At 41.7% G+C, this 24,430-nt stretch carries 32 protein-coding genes and 3 pseudogenes; 5 read left to right on the top strand and 30 right to left on the bottom strand.

Annotation, left to right across the window (positions count from 1 at the left end; all coding sequences use genetic code 11):
- Positions 1 to 265: 265 nt before the first annotated feature.
- The 3 genes from ABH897_RS11455 to ABH897_RS11445 are packed head-to-tail and all read right to left on the bottom strand — an operon-like array spanning position 266 to position 1,283.
- Positions 266 to 745 carry a DDE-type integrase/transposase/recombinase gene (locus tag ABH897_RS11455; RefSeq protein WP_404592147.1) on the bottom strand — a complete coding sequence of 160 codons (480 nt, stop codon included), beginning with the start codon at positions 743 to 745 and terminating at the stop codon, positions 266 to 268.
- Positions 746 to 792: 47 nt separating this feature from the next.
- Positions 793 to 1,014, bottom strand: a complete 222-nt coding sequence (locus ABH897_RS11450; protein WP_161797189.1) for an IS3 family transposase — start codon at positions 1,012 to 1,014, stop codon at positions 793 to 795.
- Positions 909 to 1,283, bottom strand: a complete 375-nt coding sequence (locus tag ABH897_RS11445; RefSeq protein ID WP_044647877.1) for a helix-turn-helix domain-containing protein — start codon at positions 1,281 to 1,283, stop codon at positions 909 to 911. Before ABH897_RS11445 ends, ABH897_RS11450 begins: the two co-directional genes overlap by 106 nt.
- A gap of 69 nt (positions 1,284 to 1,352) precedes the next feature.
- Here ABH897_RS11445 and ABH897_RS11440 point away from each other — a divergent pair.
- A pseudogene (locus ABH897_RS11440) lies at positions 1,353 to 1,685 on the top strand (tyrosine-type recombinase/integrase); the annotation flags it as partial.
- A gap of 565 nt (positions 1,686 to 2,250) precedes the next feature.
- On the opposite strand, the gene ABH897_RS11435 reads toward ABH897_RS11440, so the two are convergent.
- Positions 2,251 to 2,997 carry a hypothetical protein gene (locus ABH897_RS11435; protein ID WP_404591990.1) on the bottom strand — a complete coding sequence of 249 codons (747 nt, stop codon included), beginning with the start codon at positions 2,995 to 2,997 and terminating at the stop codon, positions 2,251 to 2,253.
- A gap of 99 nt (positions 2,998 to 3,096) precedes the next feature.
- On the opposite strand from ABH897_RS11435, the gene ABH897_RS11430 reads away from it, so the two are divergent.
- Positions 3,097 to 3,447: a hypothetical protein gene (locus ABH897_RS11430; protein WP_404591988.1), complete on the top strand. Its 351-nt coding sequence runs from the start codon at positions 3,097 to 3,099 to the stop codon at positions 3,445 to 3,447.
- Between the two features lie 200 nt (positions 3,448 to 3,647).
- Here the strand turns inward: ABH897_RS11430 and ABH897_RS11425 are convergent.
- From ABH897_RS11425 to ABH897_RS11335, 19 genes and pseudogenes are all read right to left on the bottom strand, one after another.
- Positions 3,648 to 4,030, bottom strand: a pseudogene (locus tag ABH897_RS11425) (NucA/NucB deoxyribonuclease domain-containing protein).
- A gap of 154 nt (positions 4,031 to 4,184) precedes the next feature.
- A complete protein-coding gene (locus ABH897_RS11420) occupies positions 4,185 to 4,886 on the bottom strand; it encodes an RES family NAD+ phosphorylase (RefSeq protein ID WP_404591986.1) in 702 nt (233 codons plus the stop codon).
- Positions 4,887 to 5,011: 125 nt separating this feature from the next.
- Positions 5,012 to 5,743, bottom strand: coding sequence for an HNH endonuclease family protein (locus tag ABH897_RS11415; RefSeq protein ID WP_404591984.1), 732 nt, complete (start codon positions 5,741 to 5,743; stop codon positions 5,012 to 5,014).
- 39 nt (positions 5,744 to 5,782) lie between these two features.
- A complete protein-coding gene (locus ABH897_RS11410; RefSeq protein ID WP_404591982.1) occupies positions 5,783 to 6,526 on the bottom strand; it encodes an AAA family ATPase in 744 nt (247 codons plus the stop codon).
- Positions 6,523 to 6,936: an ATP-binding protein gene (locus ABH897_RS11405; RefSeq protein WP_404591980.1), complete on the bottom strand. Its 414-nt coding sequence runs from the start codon at positions 6,934 to 6,936 to the stop codon at positions 6,523 to 6,525. The genes ABH897_RS11410 and ABH897_RS11405 overlap by 4 nt, the downstream gene beginning before the upstream one ends.
- A 51-nt stretch (positions 6,937 to 6,987) precedes the next feature.
- On the bottom strand, positions 6,988 to 7,203 hold the full coding sequence (locus ABH897_RS11400) for a hypothetical protein (RefSeq protein WP_404591978.1): 216 nt from the start codon (positions 7,201 to 7,203) through the stop codon (positions 6,988 to 6,990).
- 243 nt (positions 7,204 to 7,446) lie between these two features.
- Positions 7,447 to 7,707 carry a hypothetical protein gene (locus ABH897_RS11395; RefSeq protein WP_404591976.1) on the bottom strand — a complete coding sequence of 87 codons (261 nt, stop codon included), beginning with the start codon at positions 7,705 to 7,707 and terminating at the stop codon, positions 7,447 to 7,449.
- Entirely contained in the window at positions 7,700 to 8,707 is a 1,008-nt protein-coding gene (locus tag ABH897_RS11390) for a DUF262 domain-containing protein (protein ID WP_404591974.1), read from the bottom strand. Before ABH897_RS11390 ends, ABH897_RS11395 begins: the two co-directional genes overlap by 8 nt.
- Before the next feature lie 55 nt (positions 8,708 to 8,762).
- Positions 8,763 to 10,130: a VWA domain-containing protein gene (locus ABH897_RS11385; protein WP_404591972.1), complete on the bottom strand. Its 1,368-nt coding sequence runs from the start codon at positions 10,128 to 10,130 to the stop codon at positions 8,763 to 8,765.
- Between the two features lie 3 nt (positions 10,131 to 10,133).
- The gene (locus tag ABH897_RS11380) at positions 10,134 to 11,219 is read right to left on the bottom strand and encodes an AAA family ATPase (protein ID WP_404592145.1); all 1,086 of its coding nucleotides are present in this window, start codon (positions 11,217 to 11,219) and stop codon (positions 10,134 to 10,136) included.
- Positions 11,220 to 11,379: 160 nt separating this feature from the next.
- Positions 11,380 to 12,141, bottom strand: a complete 762-nt coding sequence (locus ABH897_RS11375; RefSeq protein WP_404591970.1) for a DUF6744 family protein — start codon at positions 12,139 to 12,141, stop codon at positions 11,380 to 11,382.
- Positions 12,057 to 12,278, bottom strand: a complete 222-nt coding sequence (locus ABH897_RS11370) for a hypothetical protein (protein WP_404591968.1) — start codon at positions 12,276 to 12,278, stop codon at positions 12,057 to 12,059. The genes ABH897_RS11375 and ABH897_RS11370 overlap by 85 nt, the downstream gene beginning before the upstream one ends.
- Positions 12,279 to 12,306: 28 nt before the next feature.
- The gene (locus ABH897_RS11365; protein WP_404591966.1) at positions 12,307 to 12,441 is read right to left on the bottom strand and encodes a hypothetical protein; all 135 of its coding nucleotides are present in this window, start codon (positions 12,439 to 12,441) and stop codon (positions 12,307 to 12,309) included.
- An 89-nt stretch (positions 12,442 to 12,530) separates the two neighbouring features.
- The gene (locus ABH897_RS11360; RefSeq protein WP_404591964.1) at positions 12,531 to 12,740 is read right to left on the bottom strand and encodes a hypothetical protein; all 210 of its coding nucleotides are present in this window, start codon (positions 12,738 to 12,740) and stop codon (positions 12,531 to 12,533) included.
- A 30-nt stretch (positions 12,741 to 12,770) separates the two neighbouring features.
- Positions 12,771 to 12,995, bottom strand: coding sequence for a hypothetical protein (locus ABH897_RS11355; RefSeq protein WP_404591962.1), 225 nt, complete (start codon positions 12,993 to 12,995; stop codon positions 12,771 to 12,773).
- A 127-nt stretch (positions 12,996 to 13,122) separates the two neighbouring features.
- Positions 13,123 to 13,428 (bottom strand): helix-turn-helix domain-containing protein, encoded by a 306-nt coding sequence (locus tag ABH897_RS11350; RefSeq protein WP_404591960.1) that lies wholly within the window; start codon positions 13,426 to 13,428, stop codon positions 13,123 to 13,125.
- Between the two features lies 1 nt (position 13,429).
- Entirely contained in the window at positions 13,430 to 13,951 is a 522-nt protein-coding gene (locus ABH897_RS11345) for a hypothetical protein (RefSeq protein ID WP_404591958.1), read from the bottom strand.
- A gap of 419 nt (positions 13,952 to 14,370) precedes the next feature.
- Positions 14,371 to 14,631: a hypothetical protein gene (locus ABH897_RS11340; RefSeq protein WP_404591956.1), complete on the bottom strand. Its 261-nt coding sequence runs from the start codon at positions 14,629 to 14,631 to the stop codon at positions 14,371 to 14,373.
- A 370-nt stretch (positions 14,632 to 15,001) separates the two neighbouring features.
- Positions 15,002 to 15,475 carry a GNAT family N-acetyltransferase gene (locus tag ABH897_RS11335; protein WP_404591954.1) on the bottom strand — a complete coding sequence of 158 codons (474 nt, stop codon included), beginning with the start codon at positions 15,473 to 15,475 and terminating at the stop codon, positions 15,002 to 15,004.
- 604 nt (positions 15,476 to 16,079) lie between these two features.
- Between ABH897_RS11335 and ABH897_RS11330 the strand changes: the two genes are divergently transcribed.
- The gene (locus ABH897_RS11330; protein WP_404591952.1) at positions 16,080 to 16,391 is read left to right on the top strand and encodes an N-6 DNA methylase; all 312 of its coding nucleotides are present in this window, start codon (positions 16,080 to 16,082) and stop codon (positions 16,389 to 16,391) included.
- A 78-nt stretch (positions 16,392 to 16,469) separates the two neighbouring features.
- On the opposite strand, the gene ABH897_RS11325 is transcribed toward ABH897_RS11330, so the two are convergent.
- Positions 16,470 to 16,679: a transposase gene (locus ABH897_RS11325; RefSeq protein WP_404591950.1), complete on the bottom strand. Its 210-nt coding sequence runs from the start codon at positions 16,677 to 16,679 to the stop codon at positions 16,470 to 16,472.
- A gap of 168 nt (positions 16,680 to 16,847) precedes the next feature.
- On the opposite strand from ABH897_RS11325, the gene ABH897_RS11320 reads away from it, so the two are divergent.
- Together ABH897_RS11320 and ABH897_RS11315 are read left to right on the top strand one after the other, a co-directional pair.
- A complete protein-coding gene (locus ABH897_RS11320) occupies positions 16,848 to 17,060 on the top strand; it encodes a hypothetical protein (RefSeq protein ID WP_404591948.1) in 213 nt (70 codons plus the stop codon).
- Positions 17,061 to 17,064: 4 nt separating this feature from the next.
- Positions 17,065 to 17,535, top strand: a complete 471-nt coding sequence (locus ABH897_RS11315; protein ID WP_404591946.1) for an IS630 family transposase — start codon at positions 17,065 to 17,067, stop codon at positions 17,533 to 17,535.
- A 60-nt stretch (positions 17,536 to 17,595) separates the two neighbouring features.
- Here the strand turns inward: ABH897_RS11315 and galU are convergent.
- The 6 genes and pseudogenes from galU to ABH897_RS11285 all read right to left on the bottom strand — a co-directional run bounded on the left by galU (position 17,596) and on the right by ABH897_RS11285 (position 24,427).
- Positions 17,596 to 18,464: pseudogene (gene galU, locus ABH897_RS11310) on the bottom strand (UTP--glucose-1-phosphate uridylyltransferase GalU).
- 56 nt (positions 18,465 to 18,520) lie between these two features.
- Positions 18,521 to 19,549, bottom strand: a complete 1,029-nt coding sequence (locus tag ABH897_RS11305) for a glycosyltransferase family 2 protein (RefSeq protein ID WP_404591944.1) — start codon at positions 19,547 to 19,549, stop codon at positions 18,521 to 18,523.
- 28 nt (positions 19,550 to 19,577) lie between these two features.
- Entirely contained in the window at positions 19,578 to 20,951 is a 1,374-nt protein-coding gene (locus tag ABH897_RS11300) for a nucleotide sugar dehydrogenase (protein WP_404591942.1), read from the bottom strand.
- 56 nt (positions 20,952 to 21,007) lie between these two features.
- Positions 21,008 to 22,333: a DUF6271 family protein gene (locus ABH897_RS11295; RefSeq protein WP_404591940.1), complete on the bottom strand. Its 1,326-nt coding sequence runs from the start codon at positions 22,331 to 22,333 to the stop codon at positions 21,008 to 21,010.
- Positions 22,330 to 23,199, bottom strand: a complete 870-nt coding sequence (locus ABH897_RS11290; RefSeq protein WP_404591938.1) for a peptidoglycan bridge formation glycyltransferase FemA/FemB family protein — start codon at positions 23,197 to 23,199, stop codon at positions 22,330 to 22,332. The genes ABH897_RS11295 and ABH897_RS11290 overlap by 4 nt, the downstream gene beginning before the upstream one ends.
- Positions 23,177 to 24,427, bottom strand: a complete 1,251-nt coding sequence (locus tag ABH897_RS11285; protein ID WP_404591936.1) for a DegT/DnrJ/EryC1/StrS family aminotransferase — start codon at positions 24,425 to 24,427, stop codon at positions 23,177 to 23,179. The genes ABH897_RS11290 and ABH897_RS11285 overlap by 23 nt, the downstream gene beginning before the upstream one ends.
- Positions 24,428 to 24,430 lie beyond the last annotated feature (3 nt).

Genomic DNA, 24,430 nt, shown 5'->3' with positions numbered 1-24,430 from the left:
CCCCGCCGACAAAACCCAATGAACGCATAGGCTATTGCCAAATGCGTTCATTGGGCTCTACTTTTTACCATCCTTAAAAAATGAGTCAAGTCAAGTGAAGTAGTATTATCCAACAATTCTTTTCACGAAATTAAATCCAGCACGCTTTAGTAATTATGACCAACAGGATAAAGAGCACCAAAATTGCACCCGTCGATGTGAAAGGACAAAAATGTTTGGCTTTATGCTCATGTCCACATTCACTCACATGAACTCCTCCTTTTTTTTAGATACTGTATACAGTATGTGTCCTTGAAGAAATTGACAGGGCTAAGCGGCAATTCGTAAAAAAAAAAACCCTTTGACGTATGTGGTCAAGACCCCATTTTATAGACACTGAAAAAAGCCCCTGTGCCTCATCCATATTTCGGATATCATATGGGTAGAGCCCTTCCGTTTTGAGATGCGAGAAGAAGCTCTCCATCGAGGCATTATCATAACAATTGCCTCGGCGAGACATGCTGATTCGGGCACCAACCTTTGGCAGCATGTCATGGTACGCATAGGACGTGTACTGGAATCCCTGGTCGCTGTGAACGATGAGGCCAGTCACGTCTTTTTGCTGTTTCCAGGCTTGTCGAAACGTCTGTAAAACCCGTTCGTTATCATTTCTATGGCTCAACTGGTACGCGATAATTTCGTTATTGAACAAGTCTTTAATCGCAGATAGATATAGCCAGCAATCACCCACACGATATTGCGTGATATCTGTGACCCATTTTTGATTTGGTTTGTCCGCCTTGAAATCCTGTTTTAGCAGATTTTCGCCACACGACCTTCCGTAGAAGAAGCATAGTTGCAGCGATGCTTCCGACGAATTTGTGAGCGGATTCCCAAGACCTGCATGAGCCGGAGTACCTTTTTATGGTTCATCCAGACTCCATGATCGTGCTGCAAAAATAGTTGGATTTGACGGTAGCCGTAGACCCCGTCATACTTGTGCGCCTCATCTCCTGCATCCAGATTTCCAAACACTTTTTTAGCATATCGTTTTCCCGTTTTAACTTTTGGACGTACCTGTCCTGGTCCATATATTCCTTCCGTCGTCCTCGCTGGTCCATAAGTCCGAATTCACCGAGTTCCTTGTACTTCCGCATCCATTCTTTCAACCGATGTCGATCTGCAATCCCGAACTTCTCCATAAGTTTACGATATGTCCAACCTTCTTCGATATGAAGCCGTATGGCCTCTACTTTGGTTTCAAACGTATACTCTTTAAACTTCTGTCCTTTTTTCGCTGGCATAAAAATGCACCCCCTAGAAATTCATCGGATAAACCAGGGGTTTATTCCAATGTCTATTCTAAGGGGTGCACTTCATATCACGATCAGGGTTTTATATTCGCGAGAGTCGGCAAATTTGCTGGGTATCCTCAAGTTATAAAAATGGTTGAACTCAGGATGAAGAGACTTTTAAAACTAGCCGGACTTAATCCTGATCTCACCCCGCACTCACTTCGCCACACCCATACGTCACTATTAGCTGAAGCTGAAGCCACTCTCGAACAAATCATGCAGCGGCTAGGACATGCGAACGACGAGATAACGCGCAGAATATACCTTCATATAACTAAGCCAAAAAGAAAAGAGGCTGCTCAAAAGTTCAGCGAACTAATGAGAGCCTCAAAAAAATCTGATCAGAGTTAACAAATTGTTAACAAATGAACATATCAATCGCCTAAACCCTTGTTACAGCAAGGGTTTTTGGGTTTATTACATCATTCCGCCCATCTTTGATTGATTCTCGCCAAGGAACGTCGTCAACCTTATCTTCTATTGTATAGCTTGTTTGGAGTACTATCCAGAAAATTTTATTCGTCTATATCCGCCCACATTCGCCGGAATTGTGATTTTTCTTGTGATTTTTTGTGATTCAAATAACCATTTCTGTCCTCACACTAACCCACCTTACCGGCAGCTTTCCTACAATTGTATATCAAGGTATACACAGTGGCAATAATACTGTATTCCCTACTTCAATCTACGTACTACATACAGAGTGTGACATTAGTTCGCATTTGATATTCAAGATGCAAAAAAGGAACCGCCAGTTCTGAACTGCTCCTTTAAATGAAGGCAATAAGGGAATTATGAAAAATAATTTCCAGATATTAATATATACGAAAAGTATTAAATAGTAAACATATTTTCAACTTGATAAAGGACGTAAAAAAACCCTGCTAGCAATTCGCCAACAGGGAAAGTAAATATCTTAGTAGTTGTAAGTGTTACTTAAAATCAACTTCGAAGATTTTCCATGAACGGTTATGTCTGCTTCTGTTGTTACCCCAACTAAAGCTTTGAGAAAATCCCTCTGACCTAAAGCTACTGGTTTCCATCCATAGTTTACATTTTGATCAAATGTATTTGGTCCAGCATTTGTTATAGCTATGGCTTGAACATTTTGATCAAATGTTGAGCCATTTCTGTTAACTCCATTTTGCGCCATTCGATATCTTTTAAATCCAATTGAAACCGGAGTAGTATAGTCATTAATTTTCCATCCTCCAGTTACGCGTGTTAGGCTGGCATAGACTCCTTCATCTATATTTTCTTTTAAAATATAGATAGTAGAATAAGTAGTCACTGAGTAACTATCATCTGATTTTGATTCATAATTTGAACTGGTATAGACTGCTGCCGCAGAAACAGCATAAATATTAGCTTCATTACTTTGCTTGGTGTTGAGAGTACTGAACGATCTGTTTACTTCATTACCAACCAACTTAGCAGTTTTGTAAGTCTTAACATTAAAATCTTGTCCAGCGATAGTGTAAGTAGATTCTGTAACAGTATCTCCTATATCCAAATCGGTGATTCCTCTTTCAGCACGGTTAATGATTTCATCCACATTTGTAGCTTGGTTAACTTGATATGTAGCTGTTTTTTCTGCACTTGCACCATTTGAATCTGCAAAAGCAAAAGATGGAAGTGATAATAGAGCTGTTATAATCGACATGATAATTAGCTTTTTTTCATTAATTTTCCTCCTAGTGTATGTTATGATATTATTTATACAGTAAAAATATACAAATAGCAATACATTGGAGGAAAATAAATGAAAACAATGTTTAAAATTGTATGGACTCTTGGTTTTGTTATTTTTGTGAAATTAATTAAAAATTTAGAGTATTTTTTTCAAGAACAAATGTCTATTAATTTAAAGTACCAACCATATTTAACATATCAATGGATTCTATACTTTCTACTAGGAATATACTTATCATTAATTTTTGTTAGAGGTCCGAAATTAGTATTTAAAAGTGATATTTTTTTCTTTGCTTTCCTTCCTTCACTTTTTGTTATAATTTATTGCTTGGTGGATAATTATTTATTTTCAGGTCTTAGCCTAATATTTATGTTATCTGGCTCCTTGTTGTTCTATAGCTTGTTTGGAGAAAAAAAATAATATAAAGAAGAACATCATCCGTTATTCTGATGAAGTCTCTCCTCATTGGTCCATAAAATAGTAAAAAGCTCTGCCGACCAATTAAGGTTAGCAGAGCTTTTTACATCTTTTGTTATGGTTATACAGTCGTAAAAGTAGAACTAAAAATTTCAATATACTGGTGTGTTACTGTTACATCTAATATAGCATATACCTCTACATCATTTCACTATAAATTCCACTTTCGTTCCATCTTCATACTCTTCCAACTTATGACCAACCCAGCTTCCAGCTCCACGATTATCCTTTGGTGATATGTACTTTATGTCCACATCCTCGCCGCCTTCCGCACACAGTGCCATAGGCCATTCATCGCGGTCTTTGCCTTTTTTAGTAGTTGGAACACCCTTTGAGGACAGGTCGCGATTATGATCAACTCCGTCACGGTCGATAGTGCATACTGGTGACTTTTCGGCTGCTATAGCCTCTTTAATGTTTCCGGATACTTGGGTGTCGGAAACTCCAATTGAACAGTCTTGCCCGTCGTGGCTGTTTGCGTTTGCTTTGGAGGTGCAGGAGCTTTGTGACTCTGCGGAGTGTGCATTCCATTGTAGACAACCATCCCGATGGCGACGGCCAATATTACGGTTACTATTAAATCTTTCATGTTCTTCAAATTACATCCCCCCTAAACATAAAAAGCACCTCACGGGCTTGATCCAGCAGAGGCGGGTATTACTGATCTTGGTCTCCTACTATTATATTTTATAGCTATTATAATAAGAAAAATTCATATCATCGTCATCGAAGAGGACAATGTTATAACCATCCTTATTAATTGAGCTTTGGTACTTAATCCCATCATATTCCATAACATCTTTCACATATATCGCAATAACTTGTGTTGGTAGATACTCAAGTACTGGATTTTCATAATTTATAGGTGTTGAAAATCTTTCATTGATTATTCTTCGAAAACTATTAGTTTTTTTGTCTTCCTTAATGTCATGAGTCAAATTGAGTAGTTTTAAGTCTCTATTAGGAACACATTTAGCTATACTTACAACTTTTCCTACTTCTTGATGGAGTTCTTGTAATGCTGTATCAATAGTATCCGCAACATATAAGAATGATAATCCAATTGGGTTTATACGCCCTACTTTGGAGAGAAGAGTAGGCGGAGCTTTTAAATCCCTCGCTTTGATATAAGGCCCCTTGTCTCCTTCAACTCTCCCTCTATAAAATGGTCCATCTTCCTTATCAATAGTTATTGTTTCCACGTGCGGTAAAAGCTCCTCTAACAAAAACTTCAAATTTTCCACATAGCCATTCCAAATGTCCAACGTATCCTGATCATTAATTACACTTAGTGAAGCTCCTAAATCTGAATTGTTAATCGTGCCATCTACTCCGCTACTGTTATCCTCTTCATATAAAACGAAATTATTTTTTCCGGACATTAGATTCATCAGCTCCTGAATCAAATTAAAACACCCCGCCAGCTTAGCCAGCAGAGTGCCAACGATGCTTTTGGATTGCACAACTGTGCTTCCATATGTGTTGTTATCAGTGTTGGTGAAAATATTTAAACACTACACTGCTTTAATAAAGCTTCACTAATCAAGCAGTGTTCTAAACATTTTTTTTCTAGTGCTTCTAAATCACTATCCCAGATTCCCTTATAGATCATATGTTTTTTGATATCATAGTAATTTTCATCACTAAACAAAGCGTAAGAGCATGTAGCACTATACTCTGATTCTGATTGGCAAGAATTTAATAGGTTATGCACCTTACATATCAATTCATTCTGGTCATCAATTGCTTGAGTTCCATTGGTCTTATCAATCCATTTCATCAGTAAATCCAAGGTTTCAGACACTTGATTACCTATTTTGAATCTGGGCAATAAAACACGTTCAGAATCATTTAGCTGTAAAATCCGAATAGTTCTTTTTCCTATTTCGTCCTTGCTGAAAAAACGATAATTTTTGATGAATAAATGCTGGCGTGGTTCATCAATTGTAGGATTTAAGATTGGTTCTAGTTTCGTATCGTGATCTCTCTTTAAACCGTTACATCGTTTACATATTGGTAGAAGATTGAGCCAATCTACAACTTCATATGGGTATAAGGACTTGGGATGAAAATGCTCTACCTCAATATATTTGCTTTCTTCTCCCAGTTTGCACTCACAAAAAATACACTTATCATGACTCATTGCTAATAATGCTTTTTTAATATAACCTTGATTCCAAACATTTTTTTTAGTTTTCAAATATTCTTCGGTTAGTTCTTTTACTTTTTCTTTAGTCATTTGATGTGGAGGAAAAGTTCTTGTAATTTTTATCATAATTCACCCTAAGGAACCCAATTGGAGTTCATATACCTTCCTCATTGGACTTCTTGGATGTAACATTTGATTTATAACGTCGAATAATTCCCTTGCTTGTTTAATATCTTCATTGTCTAGAGCATGTTCAAATTTATTTTTAATTTCCAAATATTTATTTGATCTTGCTTCCTTCAAACCCATAACATCTTCCAATATTTCTTCGACTGTCCAGCCTTTAAATCCATGTTCAGATTTAAACAGATCCAGTTCAAGTACCTCACCTTCTTCATCAATGCCAAGAGCAATAAGTTCTTCAGTATTTGCCTCCTGAATCATGTGTGGGCTATGCGTTGTAAGAATAATTTGCGCATTTGTAAACGTATTTCTAAGTGCATCAACAAAAGGTCCCTGCCAATAAGGATGCAAATGGGCATCAGCTTCATCTATTAGAATAACACCATCAAAATCTGAAATTTTAACTTTTGGGTTCATATTAAACTCAATTTCTTTAATTAAACCTAATAGAATGAATAGGGTAGATTTGAATCCTGAAGATAAATATTCGAAAAAAACTTTACCTCTTGACGTATCTACCATTGTATCCAGTGTCGAATGGTCAATATGTGAATAGGTAACACTGGAATCCAGTAATGAAAAGCACTTCTTGGCTAAAGACAAATTAAATAATTCTGCTTCAGAGAGGTTGCCCTGAGGCTCAAAAAGAACTCTATTACTGAACCACGTTTTAATTGAATATGGACTCATCCCTTGAACAACAACTGGTTATAATTATTTACATTTCTTTCTTCATCAGCACGTATTCCATCAATTTTTTGATATTCAAATGGTCTTTGATCTTTTATATAAATTACTTTCAGTACTTTCTCAAAAAAAGTTGGGCTGTAGCTCTTGTTTGAATCGGAAGGGAAGAATGAGCTAGTGTTGAAAGAACTCTCAATACCATCAATCTTTACTATCCATTCTCCTATATCAGCTCTTGCATTACGTTTTATTTTTCCGGAATTTGACATACTAAATGCATGAACTATACATTCGAGAATCGTACTCTTTCCCACACCATTCATGCCACAAATCATATTTAATTTATTATTAAATGAAATTTCAAGGTTTTTTATACCACCTATATTCTGAATAGATACTGAATCAACCTTCATAGTGTCCCCTCCCCTTATTCAAGAGGATTATACCACAAAATCCCACTCTCTTTATCCTAAATCATAACTTTCAATCAATTCCCTCTTAGGTATGCTCATACACCGATTTATCCATTCTTCATTAGTGCCTTTTTCAATTGGACCAATAAGTACTGTATCTCCATTTGAGCTAACTGCATAAAGAATCTTTTTCTTTCCAGTTCTTTTATGCACAAGAACAACATTTGGGACTGAGTAGGGTACAATTAATTTTTCTAATTTATTCAAATTTTATCGCCTCCACTAAAAGTTTATTTTCCAGGACTTAAAAAATGACAAGTCCACTAAAAATGGACTTGTCATACTACAATCATAATTGAGATTAGTATTCTTATAGTGGGTTTTCGGGATGATTTTAGCATGAACTTGAGATGATTTCAGGAAGTCTTATAGGAATACCTATTAATAATGGGCCTAATCTCTTGCCTTATACACATTAACCAGCAGATATTCTAGCTCCAAAAGCCTTTATTATTCTGGATCGTCCGGGGTTGTTGAATCAGTTGACTTCCCATCCACATATGCCTCAGCCAGAATGTACGCAATCACTACGCCAAATGCACCGATAACACCAGTCACTTGAATAACCGTGTCGTTACTGGCTCCAAGTGCAGTAAGCAAGCTCGTTACCAATGTGGCCAACAGCGCCCACAACTTCCATCTGGACAATTTACGTTTCCAGTCCGTCGTTGCAACATCGCCTTGCTTGAACACACCAGCTCGATCAAGCATCGTGATCCATAGGCGAGTGTGGCAATTCCAACTGCAACGGAAACTGATTCATATCTTTCAACATCAAGGCCAATCGCTTAGCGACGAATCCTTTACTGGTCGCTCCCTTCTGACAAAGCTGACCGTATGGGCTATCGACGGAATATCTGTCAATTAGGAAAGACTCAGTCCAAGCTTCAAACTGATCCTCCGACCATCCATGCTCAAGCGCATAGTCCACCACTTGAAAGAGGCTGCCAACATGAACCTTCTTTAATACCTTTCGTTTAGCCTGATCCCAATTACGAAATGCTGCGTCCATGAAGTCAATCTTATGCTCTACCAACTCCGAAACCGGGGCTGGAACCTCGTCCAGATTTGAGATAAACTGATTCAAGCTCGCTCCCCTAAAATCAATATCTTGTTTAGAAGCTGAAGCAATGAACTGCCAGATTAGCTGCTCATCCACATACCGATTGCGATCAGCTTTGGTAAAGGCGATCTTCTCAAAGAATAAATGTTGCCCCAACTCCTGCACCGTTTCACGGACAGCAGGACTCACCTTGACTCTCGTCTTCTCCGTGGAAGTCAAAGGTACGGATTGATTCACCCGGTAAAACATCTCCTCCACTTCTTCAAAGCTGCATTCCCGAAATTCCGTCATCGTGAAGTTGTACGTAAGGAACTCAAATTGTGCCTCGGAAGATAATTCATCATACCGCTTGCCGGCAATTGACTCGCCATTGAAATCCGCAGTCCCCTTGCTCAACTTATAATTGCCATCGGCAAAGAAAAAGATGGACTCCCAGCGCTGCCTTCCATCAATGACCCAGATATACCCGTCCCCATTGTCCCAAACGAGAATGTTTGGGATGTAGCGATCCCGAATGACCGAGTCTACAAGATACGAGCGACGATCATTTTTCCAAACACTGTTGCGCTGAAACGGCAGGTCAAAACGGATACGCTCTCTCATATTTAAAAGGCTTTTTGTTGTTCGCTGAATACTTGATCTTTTCATAATAATCCTCCCTAAAGTAAAGAAACAGGACAGCTAGATTCTGTCCTGTTTCTGGTCATACTTCAAAAGCTTGATAAACAGATTCATCTTTAAATGAAGAGGCTTTAACAATTCGGTTTGAAAATCCCCTTACTCCCTGGATCGACTCCGTGCCAAGTAGCAGGGATAGTACCGAAAAACCTTTCTTCTCCCTTAACTCACTCCATGTATTCAAAAATTCGTCATTGACACGAGATTCACCGTCTGTCACAAAGATTATGTCTGCTTGGTTGAACCGACTTTGCTTTATCACATCGGCTGCTTTCTCCAATGGTGATGTAAATCTTGTGCCTCCATTCAAAAAGACCGTTGCAAGTTGAATCATATCCTGAACACCCATTTTCCCTCGTTCATAAATTATGGGATCAGAAGCATATGTGGAGAATGGAATCCAGGCAAAATCTCTTCGCTGTTTCCGCGCAATGCTCATCAGTGCAAGAGCAAATCCTTTAGAGATGGTGTCCTGATTTCTCATGCTTCCTGACTGATCAAGGCATAGAATAATCGGCCCTTTCCCAAGCTGCTCATGCCCTTTCGTATCATACTGAAGCGTTTGACCTTCCGCATATCGACGTAAGAAATCCATTTTGCTTATCGGGCTGGCGTAACTTCCAAGCTCCATTGGCAGCAATTGTTCAATGTCCTTCCCAAGACGAATGCCGTTGCGACTGGTCGAATCTTTATGTTTAGAACGTTGTTTACGATTGGCAATCACCTTCATACGCCCGGCCCATGCTGCAATCTCCCGTAGCTTTTTATCACGGCTTAGTTTTTCAGCCAGAAGCAATTGATCTTTCAATGGAACCTTTTTCAACTCACTGTCACCACTTCCAGCCTGCATTCCACCCAAAAGAGATTGTACGTTCTCTTTGGCTTCCATAGCTTCCTGTGCAGCTTGAGAGAGCATACGAGATAAGGTTTTACCATTCTGACTCAGGGCTGCGGACAACGCCTCTGCTGCTTGCTGAGATGCGCCTTGTTCTCCATTCATAAGTTGTTGCAAAGCATCTGCCATCTCTTGATTCTGATCTGCCTGTTCCTTTACCCAGCAAAGAACTGTCTCGCTATATTTCGTTGTCCCAAGTGCGGCTGCAAAGTCATCCAGGCGAGTGAATTCACGAAAATCTGAATATCCGTCATCTGCCATCAATTTCTCCATAAGCTGACGATTCATCTCCAGTTCCGCAGGAACTTCCTCCAGCAATTCAGGCTTCATTTTAAATAAGCCCGCCCAGAGATCGCCCATCAAAGGCTGAAAAGAGGGGAAATATTTATTCCCCAATTTTTCAATCTCTTTGAGCTTGTCGGACATTTCCAGTAACTGACTAAAGCGTCTACGGTCATATGAGTCTGTATTTAAAACGGATTTCATTGACTCACTCATAGACTACACTCCCAAAACTTGAGAGGCGATGTCATTAAGTGATTGCTGAGTTGAAGCAATGATTTGCTCAATCTCAGAACGATTTGGATAAGCCTGTTTCATCTTTTTCAGATCAGATATCAGCGATTTGATTTTCTTCGTGGCTTCGAGCGCAGCGTCTGTAGCATCGTTGGACTTATTGAGGTTGTCCAAAATCTCAGCCACTTCCACACTAATCTCTTCCAGACGTGTTTTCACTGCATCCTGAGCATGATTTCGAACAATTTTCGCTACTTTATCTTGCTGCTCCGGCTTCTCCCAAAGGCTATTTTTCAGAATCATCAAGTCTTCTACGATAGCCTGATTTCTACCATGCAATACAGCTTTCGCCCGGATTACTGAAAGAGCCTGCTTAAAACGACGATCTGAAGGCTGTATTCCCTGGTCACGCAATTCTCTACGTATTTTACTCAGTACATCATATACTTCATCTGGGACGGTCACGGTGTCGCTAAAAAATTGCAGTTGATACAGCTCCTCAATAGTCATATTCACTGGATTGGATGTAGAGCCTTTTAGCATGGAAATGAATGTCTGGTCTTCTCCGATATAATTGACTTCATAACGCAGTAGAAAACGGTCAAACAGTGCCTCAAGGCCCTCTCCCTCCTCTGGGTACTCATTTGAGCTTCCAATAAGTGACATGAGTGGAACTTGTGCTGGCGCACCATCATTATAGAATATCCGTTCATTGATGAGCGTCAGAAGTGCATTCAAAATGGCACTGTTAGCCTTGAAAATCTCATCTAGGAATGATGTATGAGCTTCCGGCAATTTACCATTCGTATTGCGCTTGTATACCCCTTGCTCCAGTTCCTTGAGGGAAACGGGGCCGAATAACTCTTCAGGAGTGCTAAACCGTGTCAGCAGCCATTGGAAGTAATTTGCCCCCGTAATACGCTTAGTCAAATCACTAACAAGGGCGCTCTTTCCTGTTCCAGGGGGGCCGATTAACAAAGCATGTTGACGAGCAATCATCGCCACCATCAAGCCCTCAATGACTTCTTCACGTTCTGCAAACTGAACTGCCAACTCTTTTTGAATGTCCATAATTTTCACGAAAATCCCTCCACTTTTCATGTAATAAAAAAGAGCCAACGCTTCCTATTACGGAAGTCATCAGCTCTGTGTTTGTATGTTATATTTCAATCCACGCACTCGTATAGAGTGCGACGCTTTCCTTTCTGTTATTGAAATAACGTTTTGATTTTTACTCAGCCATATTCTTGAGCGCAGCAGCCACCTTGAAACGAATCAATTGGCATTTGCTCTCCATATCTCGCAGATCACCCGTTACAATGGATTCATAGTGTTTATAATCCTCCACTACGCGCTTGGCATCTTCAAGGATGGCCTTTAATTCGCCCTTTTTGAGCTGGTTGACTACTCCGGCCTCACACGCCTCCAAAGTGTCCTGAAGGTGCTCGGACAGCTTGCGAGTAACCATGCCCTTCATGTCTTTGGTATTGATAAGAGGAATGATTTCAGCCTCCCCTTTTTCCAAAGACCTGACGAACGTGGTATATGCGTTTAATTGATCTTCAAACTTTTGAGGAATGAAATACACGCCTCCAGCAACCCGAACAGGCGTAGGTAACATACTTTTCAAAATATTCATCATGACAGTTCGCAGCGTGTTACTACCGTAATTGTTCTTATACACATCAAAGCGAATGACCGCATTTTGAACGAGTTGCTCTGCCATGGCTGTGGTATGACTTACATTCACCTGAACCAGCTTTTTATCCAATACCACGGTTCCAGCAGTTCCCTCGTAATCCAAGCGTTTGCCCCTTGTATCCACGGTTTCACAGACCAGATTACGCTGTACACTGAACTTATCCGATGCTACCTCACGAAACAGGTAGTTTTCATATATACCATCTGCTACTTGCCTGCGGAATTTAGCTGATGTTGCTCTACGAAAAGCATCCGGCAGCCGAATTTCCTTGGGCGTCCATCCTTCGCCCAATCCTGAATCAATAAGCTTTTGTTGAGGTCATCTGGTGTAATAAGCATTTCTGCAAGTCCACCCCAGGTTAAGTGACCGATAATATCTGCCTGTGACCGCTCACCAACAGCAGAAACATCTTTTAAAATTGAATCCATCAGACTCGTCCCCCTCACAAATTTTTTTTTATTTCCCAAGCAAATAGCTCACTCGCTGACAGTATTCCGAGCGAGTCATTCCCCCAAGCATGTAAGCCGCAAATGCACGATCAATACTATAGGGAACCTGACAACTGGAGATCATCCAACTTTTGAAAGCCATGCTTCATCCCTCCCTTTGATAAGGTCAAAAAAATCCGAACAAGCAAGATTGCACTTGTTCGGATTCTCTACTTTGGATTACTCATTCAGTTAGTTCTCAGAAGCTCTTAGAAATTGAGGCTCCATGCGAGCAAATGTCTTTTGAACGCCTACGGAACTCTCCTTCATGCGCTGTGTCAACTGCTCCATACTGAAAAGCAGTTGGTTCCGACCAGCTTCACGCTGCTGGATGTCTTCCAGCAGATCATGAGCAAAGTTCATAATTTCCTGCACGCTTTGCCAAAATGCCTGACCTCGCAATGTCAGTACATCCAGATTAGTGCTTTTATTTTACAGCACATAAAACACTTTTGTGCCTACTCTAAATAGGACAGTATCACCAACGGCAATTTTGTTGTCTGACAAGCCCCAAACTTCTTCCATGACATAAGGGAAGACATCCAGCATCATATGCAAGAAGGCCTCAGCCTTTTTCCGACGTTCCTTCTCTTGCTGGAGAAACGAGGTGACTTCCTCTTGAACTGTTTTTTCTGGTCTTTTAAAGATTTTGAACATAGCGATTCATCCTCTCAATTTTTAATTAAATACAAAAAGCCGATCTCTACATGGAATATCCATGCAAAAATCGGCTTTGAAATAACAAAATTCTATTTTAATGTATCACTCATCGAACTCAACTACTTCAAGCGCTCGCCACAGCTTCTTCTGTAAATAAAGAAGTGAGCTGCTTTAAGCCCAACGCTTTAAAAACTTTATTGAGCGTCTCCATCTTAATTCCCTCAAACCCTGCTTCAATTTGAGAAATGCGCGCTTGTGTGGTACCAGCTTGCTCAGCTAACTTACGCTGTGACCAACCCAAAGCCAATCTCCGTGCTAAAACAGCATCTGCAACAGCGACAGAAAAGCTATCCAAATAAGCTGTAATTTCAGGGTCTTGGCGAGCTTCCTTCATAAACTCTTCAAAATCTTGTCCCGGCTGCTTCGACATATCATTTCTCCTCTCCAGACAGCGTAATATACTGTCCCGGGTTTTGGAATAAAGAAGGCAAAAGCCGAAAAGCCTCATCTCTTTGCTGTTCAAATACGGGGTCTTTCGTTTTAGACTTGACGATAGCCCGTATTAACACCAAATAGGATGCCGATTCATGCTCCACATTCACAAACAGAATTCGAGTCGCTCCCGGAGCTGCCCCATCCGCAAATCTCCAATTAATCCGAAATTCCAGCAAGGGGCTGTAACCTTTCAACTCCTTCACTAGCTGAATGGAGTAAGGCACACCATTTTCACGCTCAAGAGTCGAAATATGCTCCAAAGCATGTTGGACGCCGACTTGCTGCAAAAAGAGTAGGCCGCGCAGCACCATTTTGTAAAGCTGCTTGACCTCATAGCTCGTCTGGCTTTTCACCTTCAGATTATTTAGAAAGATCAGCACAGGTTTCGTACCATCACGCTCGGTATAAAACTCAATGACTGTCTTCATGATACCATACACGATATATTTTGTATACACATCGTACATCCCCTCCTTTTTTAATAAAACCAAAAAAGCCGATTTCCGCATGAGAAACTCATACAAAAATCGGCTTTGAAATACGTAATATGCGTTTATAAGAAATAACAAATCTTTCCCAGAGTCCTTTCGGTGCTCTCTCCCTGATCTCTGGCAAATGAGAGTGTGGGGAATACAAACCTTTTAGCCTGCTTTAACCTCACTCTTCCTTTCCATACAGAAAGTCAGCAGGATCGAGGGTAATACACTTGCCTTTGTCTCCAGCGAATGGGAGTTTTAGGTTGAAACGAATACGTATTTATTATATATCCTTTACTCATGTGATACAAGCGTAATTTTCTTACCAACTGGTACATCGGTATTCGGCAAATCCTAGGGGGCGTAAGCCCCGCGATCCCGCCGATCTTTTGCGCAGTTTGCTACTCATGCACAAGCTGCAAGTCGTAAGCATAGACGATTGGGTCTACAAACTGCGAACCATACCTGTCTACGCCATCCTCAGCGGATTTCCGAAAGACGACACGCCGGGTATTGGTACATTCTACGATTTCTTCCGCCGTCTCTGGCTCTCCCATCGTCCCCATAAGACCGGACGTAACCAACGGCCCATTCGTAAACCACGCGAGAAAGGAAAGCGGAATGAAAAGCTGGACCCCAAAAATCCGAAGAATGCGTGCCAACTCGCTTCCGAAACCCGCATGCGCCTGGTGACGAAAGCTAAATCGAACGTCATCGCCTACGAACGCCCCCTGCGAAAAAGCCGGGACGTGGCCGACCGCCGAAAAAAGGCCAGGCGGTCACACGGAAGGAGTTGTTCACAACCTTTTAGTGGTTTTTTTGTAAAATAACGTCTTTTCTCTTGGTCAACTAGACTCTATGGTAATGAATCAAACATCTATTTTTAATGAGGGGCCAACTTTAATGTTTATATAGATACAAGAGGAAAAAAATCCCACCCATTCTCCTGACGCAAAAAGCTGAATCGGATGTTAATCCTTGTATTGCCGCTCCGCGTAGCCATACATTTAGCGCGATAATGCGTTGATTCGCTTACAAATCCGTTTCTCGCTTTTCTAGCATAATCATGTCCATTGCCCTGATGCCGTTTTCCCAAATCTCCGACGGATAGTTCAGAAAAAAGTCTTTTTTGATATCGTATATACGAAATCCGAGTTTTTGGTAAAACGCGAGATTATCGATACTGGAATTCGCCGTTCCCACAACATACTGCCTGATCCCTCGTTCCCGGTATACGGTCAGCGCTTTTCTGACTAGCAGTTTGCCTAATCCTTTCCCCCGGTGCTCCGGAGAAATGGAAATATTTTTAATTTCTATTGAATTCTTATCTAATTGCAACAACACAATAACGCCTACTATTTCATCGGATGAATCGACGAGGTAAAACAGCTCACACTCCCCCAGATATTCCATAATCTTCACTTCTGATTCATCGGCCATCAGCAGCAAAGGCATAAATTTCTTTTTATCCTGTTCATGTTCAATCTTTAAAAAATGGTAACTCACTCAGTAATCCCTCCAAACTTCAACTTAATTTTCACCTGAATAAACTCAATTATCTCCTTCTTATCATAACCCATAACCATCCAGATTTCTAAAAACTTCAATAAGCCTTTAATTTCACTCAGGTTCCCTTGAGAAATTCCTACGCTTTTTGCAAACTAACTCACATTCCGCACCCTTGCATAAGAATTAGTGAGTATTTAAGTTTTATGCATAGAAATCCCACAAAAAACCCTAAAATTCATTTTTATTCCTGTTTTATTTTTATAATTATACCTTATTAAGTAATAATAGTGCATAAAACAAAAAAATCCATTGAATAATTACTCAAGAGTGCGGAATGTCAGAACTAAACTTGATTTAAACCCGAATTTCGAAAGTACAATCCTCTGAAAACGTGAAAAGGGCTCCGAATCTCTGGTAGAATGGTGTTTATCAGAACAACATCATCCAGAGAGAGGAGCACCTTGTAGGTGAAGTCTACCACATCTATCCGTAAAATCAAGACCGAATTTTCCTTGCAAAATGCCACGAGCTTCGGTGGCATCACAATCTTTCTGACCTATCTACTTTCTCGGTATATGACCCGACTTGTGGGTCGGGGTCATTGCTGTTAACGGTTCAAGGTCAGCTGCCTGGCGGAGATAAACCCGGGGCGATTAAATTTTTTGGTCAAGAAAAAAATACGACAACCTACAACTTTGCTCGTATGAATCTGATGATGCATGGTGTTTCATTAAATAACATGACCCTGTCTAATGCTGACACACTTGAAAGTGATTGGCCTGATGGACCAGATGCCCAAGGAATTGACAACCCACGCTCATTTGATGCCGTAGTTGAGGTTCGCACTTGTTTGCTGTCACTACTATTCGAATCAATACCAACCAAATCATCTTCAATATCTGGTTGTCCGTAATAGGTGTACAATGGTGCTTTATCATCAAATCCTTCTTTAATCCTAAATTGCGGCGAACCACTCACGAACTCAACTACATCATTTAATATGCTGATGAACTTTACAGGAGGTACTATCAAGGGATACATCCTGCAAGTCCCCATCGCTGGCTAAGGACTCAAATACCTTTTGAAAAAGGTCATCTTTACTCCATAAACGAAACCGGGAATATACGGTTTTCCAAGGACCAAAACGTTCAGGCAAATCACGCCAAGGAGCGCCTGTTCTTGTTTTTACAAATAATTCCATTTATCACGACTCGATTAGGCTTCGAGGGTCTGCCTTCGCCTCTATTTTCGGGTGGCAGTAGATCTTGAATTCGTTCCCAGTCCGCATCTTGAATTTCGTGGCGTCTTAGCATCCTGTTACAGGCCTCCTCGTGATTTCGCATCTGTAAAATTATGCCATATGTTCTTCTTGGAGGCAATAGATAATTTTCAGACACGCGCGCATGATCTTCAGCCGCACAAGGTTCGTTATTACTTAGAGCGCAGGGATCCCGACTTTGACGTCAAATGTGCCGAAGTGCTGTGTGTATACCAACAAGTGGAATACATTTTGGAGAATGAAGAGTTGAAACCGCTCTGCGACGTGTACTTGTCCTATTCAGGCGATTGGCAATACCGCTGAAGATTTGCCGCCTGTCCCTGGAGAGCACGCCACAATCCGTCGCGATTCCGAATACAAACGACACGGTACGCTGAGTCTGCTTGCTGGTATTGATTTGGTTACAGGCGAAGTCATTAGCTCAGTCGAAGAACGACATCGCAGTCGCGAATTTATTAATTTTCTCCAAAATCTGGATGCGTACTACAGCCCGGAGTTGCGTATTCAAATCATTTTAGACAATCATTCTGCACATATTTCAAAAGAAACCAATGCGTATCTGGCGACTCGTCCGGAACGTTTCGAGCTTGTCTTTACCCCTAAACATGGTTCCTGGTTGAATGTCATTGAAAGCTTTTTTGCCAAAATGACCCGACAAGTGCTTCGTCATTTTCGCGTTAAGTCTAAGGATGAATTGAAGCAACGCATTGAACTGTACCTTCAGGAAGTTAACCAAAACCCGTTACCTTTTCGCTGGACATATGGCCTGGAAAAATAACTCGTCATAAACGTTATTTCCGGAGCGATCTACTAGTTGTTTAGCCATTCTTTTTTCAACTCAAGATATATGTGTGAATTCCCTGCTGAGTTCCATCAAATATTGTTTAAATTTCGCATGTAAATCTTTGTTTTTTAGCGCAAAATCTACTGTCGCCTGCAGGAAACCAAATTTGTCGCCGACATCGTATCTTTTGCCTTCGAATTGTACAGCGATCAGGCCCTGATCATAAGCTATGCCGCATAAAGCGTCCGTCAGTTGAATTTCGCCGTCGGCCCCTGGCAAAGTGTCCATCAAATAAGTAAATATTTTTGGATCTAATATATACCGTCCCATAATGGCCAAATTAGACGGCGCGTTTTGTTTTGGCTTTTCCACCAAATTTAGCACTCCGATTTGATTTCCGGTTTGCGCTCCTGGCGCTACAATGCCGTATTTGTGAGTATCGCTCCAGTCCACTTTCTGTACGCCAACGACAGACTTTCTCTCATGTTCATACACTTGAATCAGCTGCTTCAAACAGGGAACTTCGCTTTCAATAATATCGTCCCCGAGTAAAACCGCGAATGGCTCGTTGCCGACAAACTTCCTGGCGCAGCTAATCGCATGTCCTAATCCAAGCGGTTCCTTTTGGCGGATATAATGAATATCCGCCATTTTCGAAATGCTTTTTACGATTTTCAGCAATTCCTCTTTTTTTGCAGAGCCATTTCCAGTTCTACAGAGCGGTCAAAATGATCCTCAATCGCCCTTTTGTTTCTGCCTGTAACAATCATTATGTCTTCAATGCCTGAAGCGATGGCTTCTTCCACTATATATTGAATAGTCGGTTTGTCGACAATGGGAAGCATCTCTTTCGGCTGCGCCTTGGTGGCCGGTAGAAACCGTGTTCCAAGCCCAGCTGCCGGTATGATGGCTTTCTTGATCATGTCCAAAATCATCCTTTTCTAATGTACTTGCTTTCCATTAACCGTGCTTATCGGATTCATTGCGGGAAAGATCCAACGTTCGAGAAAAACAATTTCTCGTAAAGAAACGTCAGTTCTTCTGCTAGCGACGCATCGCTTTTTGCCAGTTTGAGCATGTTGTTGGCCGTCTTCATTTCTATTTCCTGATGCGTCCAGCGGTAAAACAGATAGGCCTCCAAGCTCTTGTGTTTATGGCAAAAGTATAAAGAATTTCTTCGGAAATCTTTCTCCGCTGCGAACGTGCTTCCTCTCGGGTGCAATTGATGCAGGTTGACAATATGCGGAGTAAAACAGAAGTCGCCGCCGGCTTTGTAGAGGCGATAAGACAGATCGGTGTCTTCCATCCCCCACCCTTTGTACTGCTCATCAAACAAGCCGACCTCGTAAAGAAAAGAACGTCGCAGCGACATGTTCGCTGTTGTGCCTACAATCCATTTCAGTTGAAAATCTTTCAGATCGTCGCCATATTCCGCAAAAAAGTCCGGGAAACTATCGTATCCATCCATTGTCGTATATCGCTCAAGGATAGCCTGATCGTATGGATTCAAATCCGCTTCGGTTAGAAAAGGAATAGAACCCCCTGGCTCCGCCCCGTCCGCTATAGCAGCAAATTCCGGATTTTTACGAACTAGCGCCACAATTTCTTGCGAGCTAAACGGCAAATGCTGCTTGAAAATCGATAGGATATTTTTTTTCCAGCCGATCACGATCGTCTTTTCAGTTTCCGATAATAGCCTCTTAATGTGACTGGCGATGAAATCTGGCGGTACGATGCGATCATCGTCGTTAAAAACGATAATATCTCCTTTAGATAGTTGCAATCCTACATTTCTTGCCCGGGATCTGCCTTGGTTTTGCTGGAGTAAATATTGAATATTCAATTTATTTTTATATTTTTGGACAACCTTTGCCGTGTGATCTGTACTTCCATCATCAATAATAATAATTTCAAAATTATTATGTTGTTGGCCGGAGAAAGAAGCCAGCGTTAACTCTAAATATTCTGCTTTATTATAGGTTGGCATGATGACACTTGCTTGAATCACGAATGTTCACCCTTTTCACTCGGTTATATTACACTTGGACTGAACTCACTTTCTCTATCCATTTTCCTTGAGCGTCATAGTTTGTTTCGTTTTCCAAGCCGGATCCTAGCTTGTAAATATGTGCATCATCAAATGAGCGGAACGCATCTCGAGTATCAAAAATCGGTACATTCAAGTCTTTCAATTCCCGATAATGGAATGACTTGTGCGCAGTAACCAAAATGTAGCATTCGTATTGTTTAAACGCTTTTAGGTCATACGCTACTGAAAACATCGTATGTCCATCCTGAAGTGTGATGCGATCCACGTAAGGATCGTAAAAATCGATAAGAGCTCCTTCAGCGAGTAGCAACCTGATCAACTCCAATGCCGGCGATTCCCTGTAGTCGTTAACTTCCGGCTTGTAAGCAACCCCTAAAATCAAAATTTTACTCTTATTGATAGGAAGGGACCGTTTGTTAAGCAATTTGTGAAGCTTTTTCACAACATAGTCAGGCATGCTATTGTTAATAACATTGGCCAGGTCAATGAATCTGCTGAAAAATTTATAGTACTTGGCTTTCCATGACAAATACATAGGGTCGAGCGGGATGCAATGTCCTCCTATTCCGGGGCCAGGGAAAAAAGGCATGAAACCGAATGGTTTGGTGGATGCGGCATTAATAACCTCCCACACGTCAACCCCCATTTTTTCACTCATCATAGCTATTTCGTTAATAAAGGCAATGTTGACACTTCGAAATGTATTCTCTAGCAATTTTGAAAATTCGGCCACTTTAGGCGAAGAAACAGTGATCACTTCTTTGCATATTTTCTTATACATTTCCGAAGCAATTTTGGAGCACTGCGGAGTGGTGCCGCCAACAATTTTAGGTGTATTGTCGAGCGTATAATGCTTGTTGCTAGGATCAATCCGTTCGGAAGAGAAGCATAAGTAGAAGTCTCTCCCTGCTTGCAATCCCGTTGCTTCGAGACGCGCCTGTATGATTTCCTCTGTGCAGCCGGGATATGTGGTGCTTTCCAAAATAATCAAGCTTTCTTTTTTCATATATGATTGCAAATGCTCAACAACGGAATAGATCGCTGATAAATCAGGCTCGGCATATTCATTTAAAGGGGTCGGAACACAAGCTATGATGACATCGGAGTGTTGGATGAAAGAGAAATCATTGCTTGCATGAAACCTTCCGGTCTGCTTCACCTTCCAGAGAACTTCATTCGGAATATCTCTGATGTAAGACTCCCCTCTGCCAAGCATATCCACCTTGGATGCCGACAAATCGATTCCAGTTACCCGGTAACCGACATCTGCCAGGTTCAATGCTAAAGGCAGCCCGACATATCCTAAACCAATCACCGAGATATTCACTTTAAAGTTAAATATTTTCTCCTCAAGACTCATGTTAACCACCCTTTTCATCAAATAATGGTAATTCCCAAGGTTTTGCAATCAATAAATTACTTGTTGACAACTGAACTTTGGCCGATGATTTTGCGTAAATCAATCTCTTTGGCTCGCTGGATCAAATCCCCCCACCTTTCGATCAGTTTGACATGAAATTCATATTCTTCATTGGCCTCTTTGACAAGCTGGTCGGAGTGATCCACAATATACGAACCAACCTGGGCGTACTGTTCATTGAAAGGAATCAGCACCTCATTGGCAATACGGTTGATACGTTCAATACGCTCCCCGATGTCAGCCTTTGAAAAGCCGGAAACATATGACTTTATCCCTTGGATGATGTCATTGGAAATGAGTTCCTGACGATCGGGGCCGAATGTCGTATTCAGATCGTTGTTATAGATGCTCATGTAAGAGTTGAAGTAATCCGCAAACTTGGAGACACCTTCCCAATATTTCATTTTATTTTGCAGCTGGAATTCATCTTTTTTATATTCATGGAACACTTCTCTTGTATGATGGACTGATGGAATGCCGAGTGCCGTTGCAGTGTCAAAAGCGAAATAGTCCGCCGCTGCTGTATTGCGGCCAGGCAAATTGGGAAGCTTTTCATGCAGCTTATAGACGGCGACATTACCGCAATCCGGATTTAAGCCGTCATTCACCGACGTGACAAGGGTCAGCTTTTCGGTCTGGGCGAAGTGCTGGTCAAGCTGGAAGGCCGTATCGCAAATTTCTTTGACGCTCTCTTTCGGGAATCCGAGCAGTTCATATAATTTATAGATTGGATCGAATGAAACGCGCGCAAAATCCCGCACATCCAAATTCCATTCCCCGTAATAATTACTGCCTACTACCCAAATCTCCCGGTTCACAACAGAAGTATCGTCGGTATGAATCGTAATATTGCTGCATTCCGAAACTTTTTTACCTAAATACTCCAATTCAATTTCGATTGGATACAGCTCCTTGGCATCTAATTCGTCAAAAATAAGCCTAGTATCCGAATCTCTACGATGCAGCGCGTCTCCGCCCAGCGAGCAGGTCATCAAAAACAGTTTGTTCATGCAATTTCCATAGTCCGTATGCTGCGCCAAAAACACCCTTTTGAACTGAGGATCCTCAGCTTCCAGCAAAAGATTGAAATAGACTTCTTGCTTGTCCGTGGTCAAATGCAAGATTTCCGTCCCCGGGTACTCCTTTTGAAGTTGGTCGATGACATGCTTGTTATGCGCGACAAAATCCTTGTCGTTCGTTTCCGGAACCACAACCGGAATTTGAATCCCGTACTCTTTTTGGGCAAATGCGATCTCCTTGATGTAGCTGGTCAGACATCTTTCAATGTTGCGGTTGGAAGGGATGAAGTAAATAGATTTCATTTGAGCAGCTCCTTTGTTAATCGGATATATTTTTGAATTTGACACCCCCAGCCAAGCTTGGAATTGGCAATATTGGGATTATGAGAATAACCGAAATTTAAGTAAGACTTCGTCTCATAGGTGTCATCAATGGCCTGTTTCAGAATCAGATAGTTGGCCCGCAAATTTCTAAATTCACTATCGGAAGCATTGATCCAATAAAATACATTTTCCTCATTTTGTAGGAAGAAGCTACCGGCAATAACGCGATGCTTATCGTTGAGAGCCACATACAAACGGGCGTCAGGCGAATGCCGGGTCAATTCGCTTATAAGCGTATAAGGCGTTACATAACTCGCTTGCACGCGTTCCATGGTCGACTTGTAAATGTCGTAGAACTGCAGCAGCTCTTGTTCGGAATCACACGTTTTCACATAAACGCCCGACTTCTCGGCGAACCGGATATCCGTCCGTACTCTCCCTTTAAAGAGCATTTCCTTCTGCTCCCGATAGGCTGTTAAATCTAAAATATAAGTTTCCAGAACTTCTTGCCTGAAACCCATATCGGCAAACTCCCAAGCGAGTACATTTTCCCCGATCGGGGGAAGGGTGATTTGGGCGATGCTTCCGTGCCGCTTTGAAATGAGATCAACAATTTGGCGAAAAGTACGGAATTCATGCGGAAAAGGAACAATTCCTCCATATCCTACTGCGCCGATTTGATATGAGCCGGTTCTGGTGTTTTTATACAAGGAGATCGCATAAGTTTGACCGTCCCAATGAATATCAAGCGGCACATACTCAAAATCCAGGTATTTGCCGACCAGTTTCGCAAAGCCGGACTCAATGAATGGCGTCCGTGGACTAAGTATCTGTTGTGTGCTCATAAAATTGGCGAATGATCCTTTCCAGTTTATTAATATGGCGAGGGGACGAGTCTGCATGGACCGGCAGCAATAAAATTTCGCCGAAAATACGCTCGGAATTACCACACTCTTGCAGTTGAAACAACTGCCTGTACCGCTCCATTTTGTGAAGAGGATAGTAATAAAATGTAGTTTGTGCCCCCCTTTGACCCAAATAAATGCCAATGGCCTTTCTTTTATGATTGGGCACGCGTATGGGAAGCAAGCATTGACGATCTCGTTTGAGAACAAATTGCAACGATGGTTTCCCGAATGTACGTTCCAAAGTATTGAGCAGGCGCGCCACATGCATGTCCTGACGCTGCTTGTAGGCTTGAAAGGTCCGCAAACGCATAAGCGCCATTCGGGCTTGAAGCAAGGTAATCCATTGCGGCTCGCGCACATGGAATTGCTGAGCGCTGTGCAGGGCTTCCAAATTGGTATATCGATATTGAAACCCGATCGCTTTCCGCCCCCAGGCATACCTGCTTAGTTGGCGGCGTACGGCGGATGCGAGATGTGGAAGCCAGTCCCCTTGCCGGATATCCCCTTCCTCTGGCTCGAATTCCTTGAACATGACGTTCGAGTCCGGACGATGAACAATGAGCGCTCCGCCGCCAATGGATGAGAGAGGCTTGGATTTGCCGAATGAAATGACGGAAAAATAGCTGTTCAAAGCTGTCCCCCTATATTGAGGCGGCATGGGAAACGACTGCGCCTCGTCAAAAATGATAGGCATTATTAATTGATCAATCAGGTTCATGAGCTCCGCTTCCACGGGGCGCGAACCAAATAATGCGGGAAGGATCAGAACGGCCTCTTCCTCGTTGAATAAAGAACGCACGAAATCGTGACTCGGCCTGAAATCGTCTGTAATGTCATAAACGCAAAGCGCAAGTCCCGCTGATATGACCGAATCAGCCAATTCTGTGCACGAAAACGAAGGCACATACACTTTTTTGATTTTGCTAAAAGCTTTTAGAGTGGCCAATAACGCGATAATGGCCGAAGAAGCGCTGTCGAATAAATAAATTTGCGATGAATCCCCGATGTCAAAAACAGCCGCTATTTCATCGCGTAATTGAGAGATGACTTGCTTGCTGTCCCCCTTGAGATTGGACAGAGCGCAATAAGAAACAGGAACATACCGGTATTCCGATGGATACAACAAGCATTTGCTTGTTTGCGGAGGCGTAAAATCGGTATTCATCGC

The sequence above is a fragment of the Paenibacillus sp. RC73 genome (assembly GCF_044908085.1).
Classification (GTDB): domain Bacteria; phylum Bacillota; class Bacilli; order Paenibacillales; family Paenibacillaceae; genus Paenibacillus; species Paenibacillus terrae_A.
The sequence above is the reverse complement of the archived record's forward strand: the minus strand, read 5'-3'. Positions and strand labels throughout refer to the sequence as shown.

Coding starts and splice junctions, on each gene's coding strand:
- ABH897_RS11420 (WP_404591986.1), bottom strand. CDS start 4,886: ATGTCCGGAAAAAATAATTTCGTTTTATATGAAGAGGATAACAGTAGC.
- ABH897_RS11410 (WP_404591982.1), bottom strand. CDS start 6,526: ATGAGTCCATATTCAATTAAAACGTGGTTCAGTAATAGAGTTCTTTTT.
- ABH897_RS11385 (WP_404591972.1), bottom strand. CDS start 10,130: ATGAGTGAGTCAATGAAATCCGTTTTAAATACAGACTCATATGACCGT.
- ABH897_RS11325 (WP_404591950.1), bottom strand. CDS start 16,679: ATGGAATTATTTGTAAAAACAAGAACAGGCGCTCCTTGGCGTGATTTG.
- ABH897_RS11380 (WP_404592145.1), bottom strand. CDS start 11,219: ATGGACATTCAAAAAGAGTTGGCAGTTCAGTTTGCAGAACGTGAAGAA.
- ABH897_RS11365 (WP_404591966.1), bottom strand. CDS start 12,441: ATGGCTTTCAAAAGTTGGATGATCTCCAGTTGTCAGGTTCCCTATAGT.
- ABH897_RS11405 (WP_404591980.1), bottom strand. CDS start 6,936: ATGAAGGTTGATTCAGTATCTATTCAGAATATAGGTGGTATAAAAAAC.
- ABH897_RS11370 (WP_404591968.1), bottom strand. CDS start 12,278: ATGGATTCAATTTTAAAAGATGTTTCTGCTGTTGGTGAGCGGTCACAG.
- ABH897_RS11395 (WP_404591976.1), bottom strand. CDS start 7,707: ATGCTTGATCGAGCTGGTGTGTTCAAGCAAGGCGATGTTGCAACGACG.
- ABH897_RS11390 (WP_404591974.1), bottom strand. CDS start 8,707: ATGAAAAGATCAAGTATTCAGCGAACAACAAAAAGCCTTTTAAATATG.
- ABH897_RS11300 (WP_404591942.1), bottom strand. CDS start 20,951: ATGAGTCTTGAGGAGAAAATATTTAACTTTAAAGTGAATATCTCGGTG.
- ABH897_RS11430 (WP_404591988.1), top strand. CDS start 3,097: ATGAAAACAATGTTTAAAATTGTATGGACTCTTGGTTTTGTTATTTTT.
- ABH897_RS11290 (WP_404591938.1), bottom strand. CDS start 23,199: ATGAGCACACAACAGATACTTAGTCCACGGACGCCATTCATTGAGTCC.
- ABH897_RS11350 (WP_404591960.1), bottom strand. CDS start 13,428: ATGTCGAAGCAGCCGGGACAAGATTTTGAAGAGTTTATGAAGGAAGCT.
- ABH897_RS11435 (WP_404591990.1), bottom strand. CDS start 2,997: ATGTCGATTATAACAGCTCTATTATCACTTCCATCTTTTGCTTTTGCA.
- ABH897_RS11285 (WP_404591936.1), bottom strand. CDS start 24,427: ATGAATACCGATTTTACGCCTCCGCAAACAAGCAAATGCTTGTTGTAT.
- ABH897_RS11295 (WP_404591940.1), bottom strand. CDS start 22,333: ATGAAATCTATTTACTTCATCCCTTCCAACCGCAACATTGAAAGATGT.
- ABH897_RS11355 (WP_404591962.1), bottom strand. CDS start 12,995: ATGTTCAAAATCTTTAAAAGACCAGAAAAAACAGTTCAAGAGGAAGTC.
- ABH897_RS11415 (WP_404591984.1), bottom strand. CDS start 5,743: ATGACTAAAGAAAAAGTAAAAGAACTAACCGAAGAATATTTGAAAACT.
- ABH897_RS11445 (WP_044647877.1), bottom strand. CDS start 1,283: ATGCCAGCGAAAAAAGGACAGAAGTTTAAAGAGTATACGTTTGAAACC.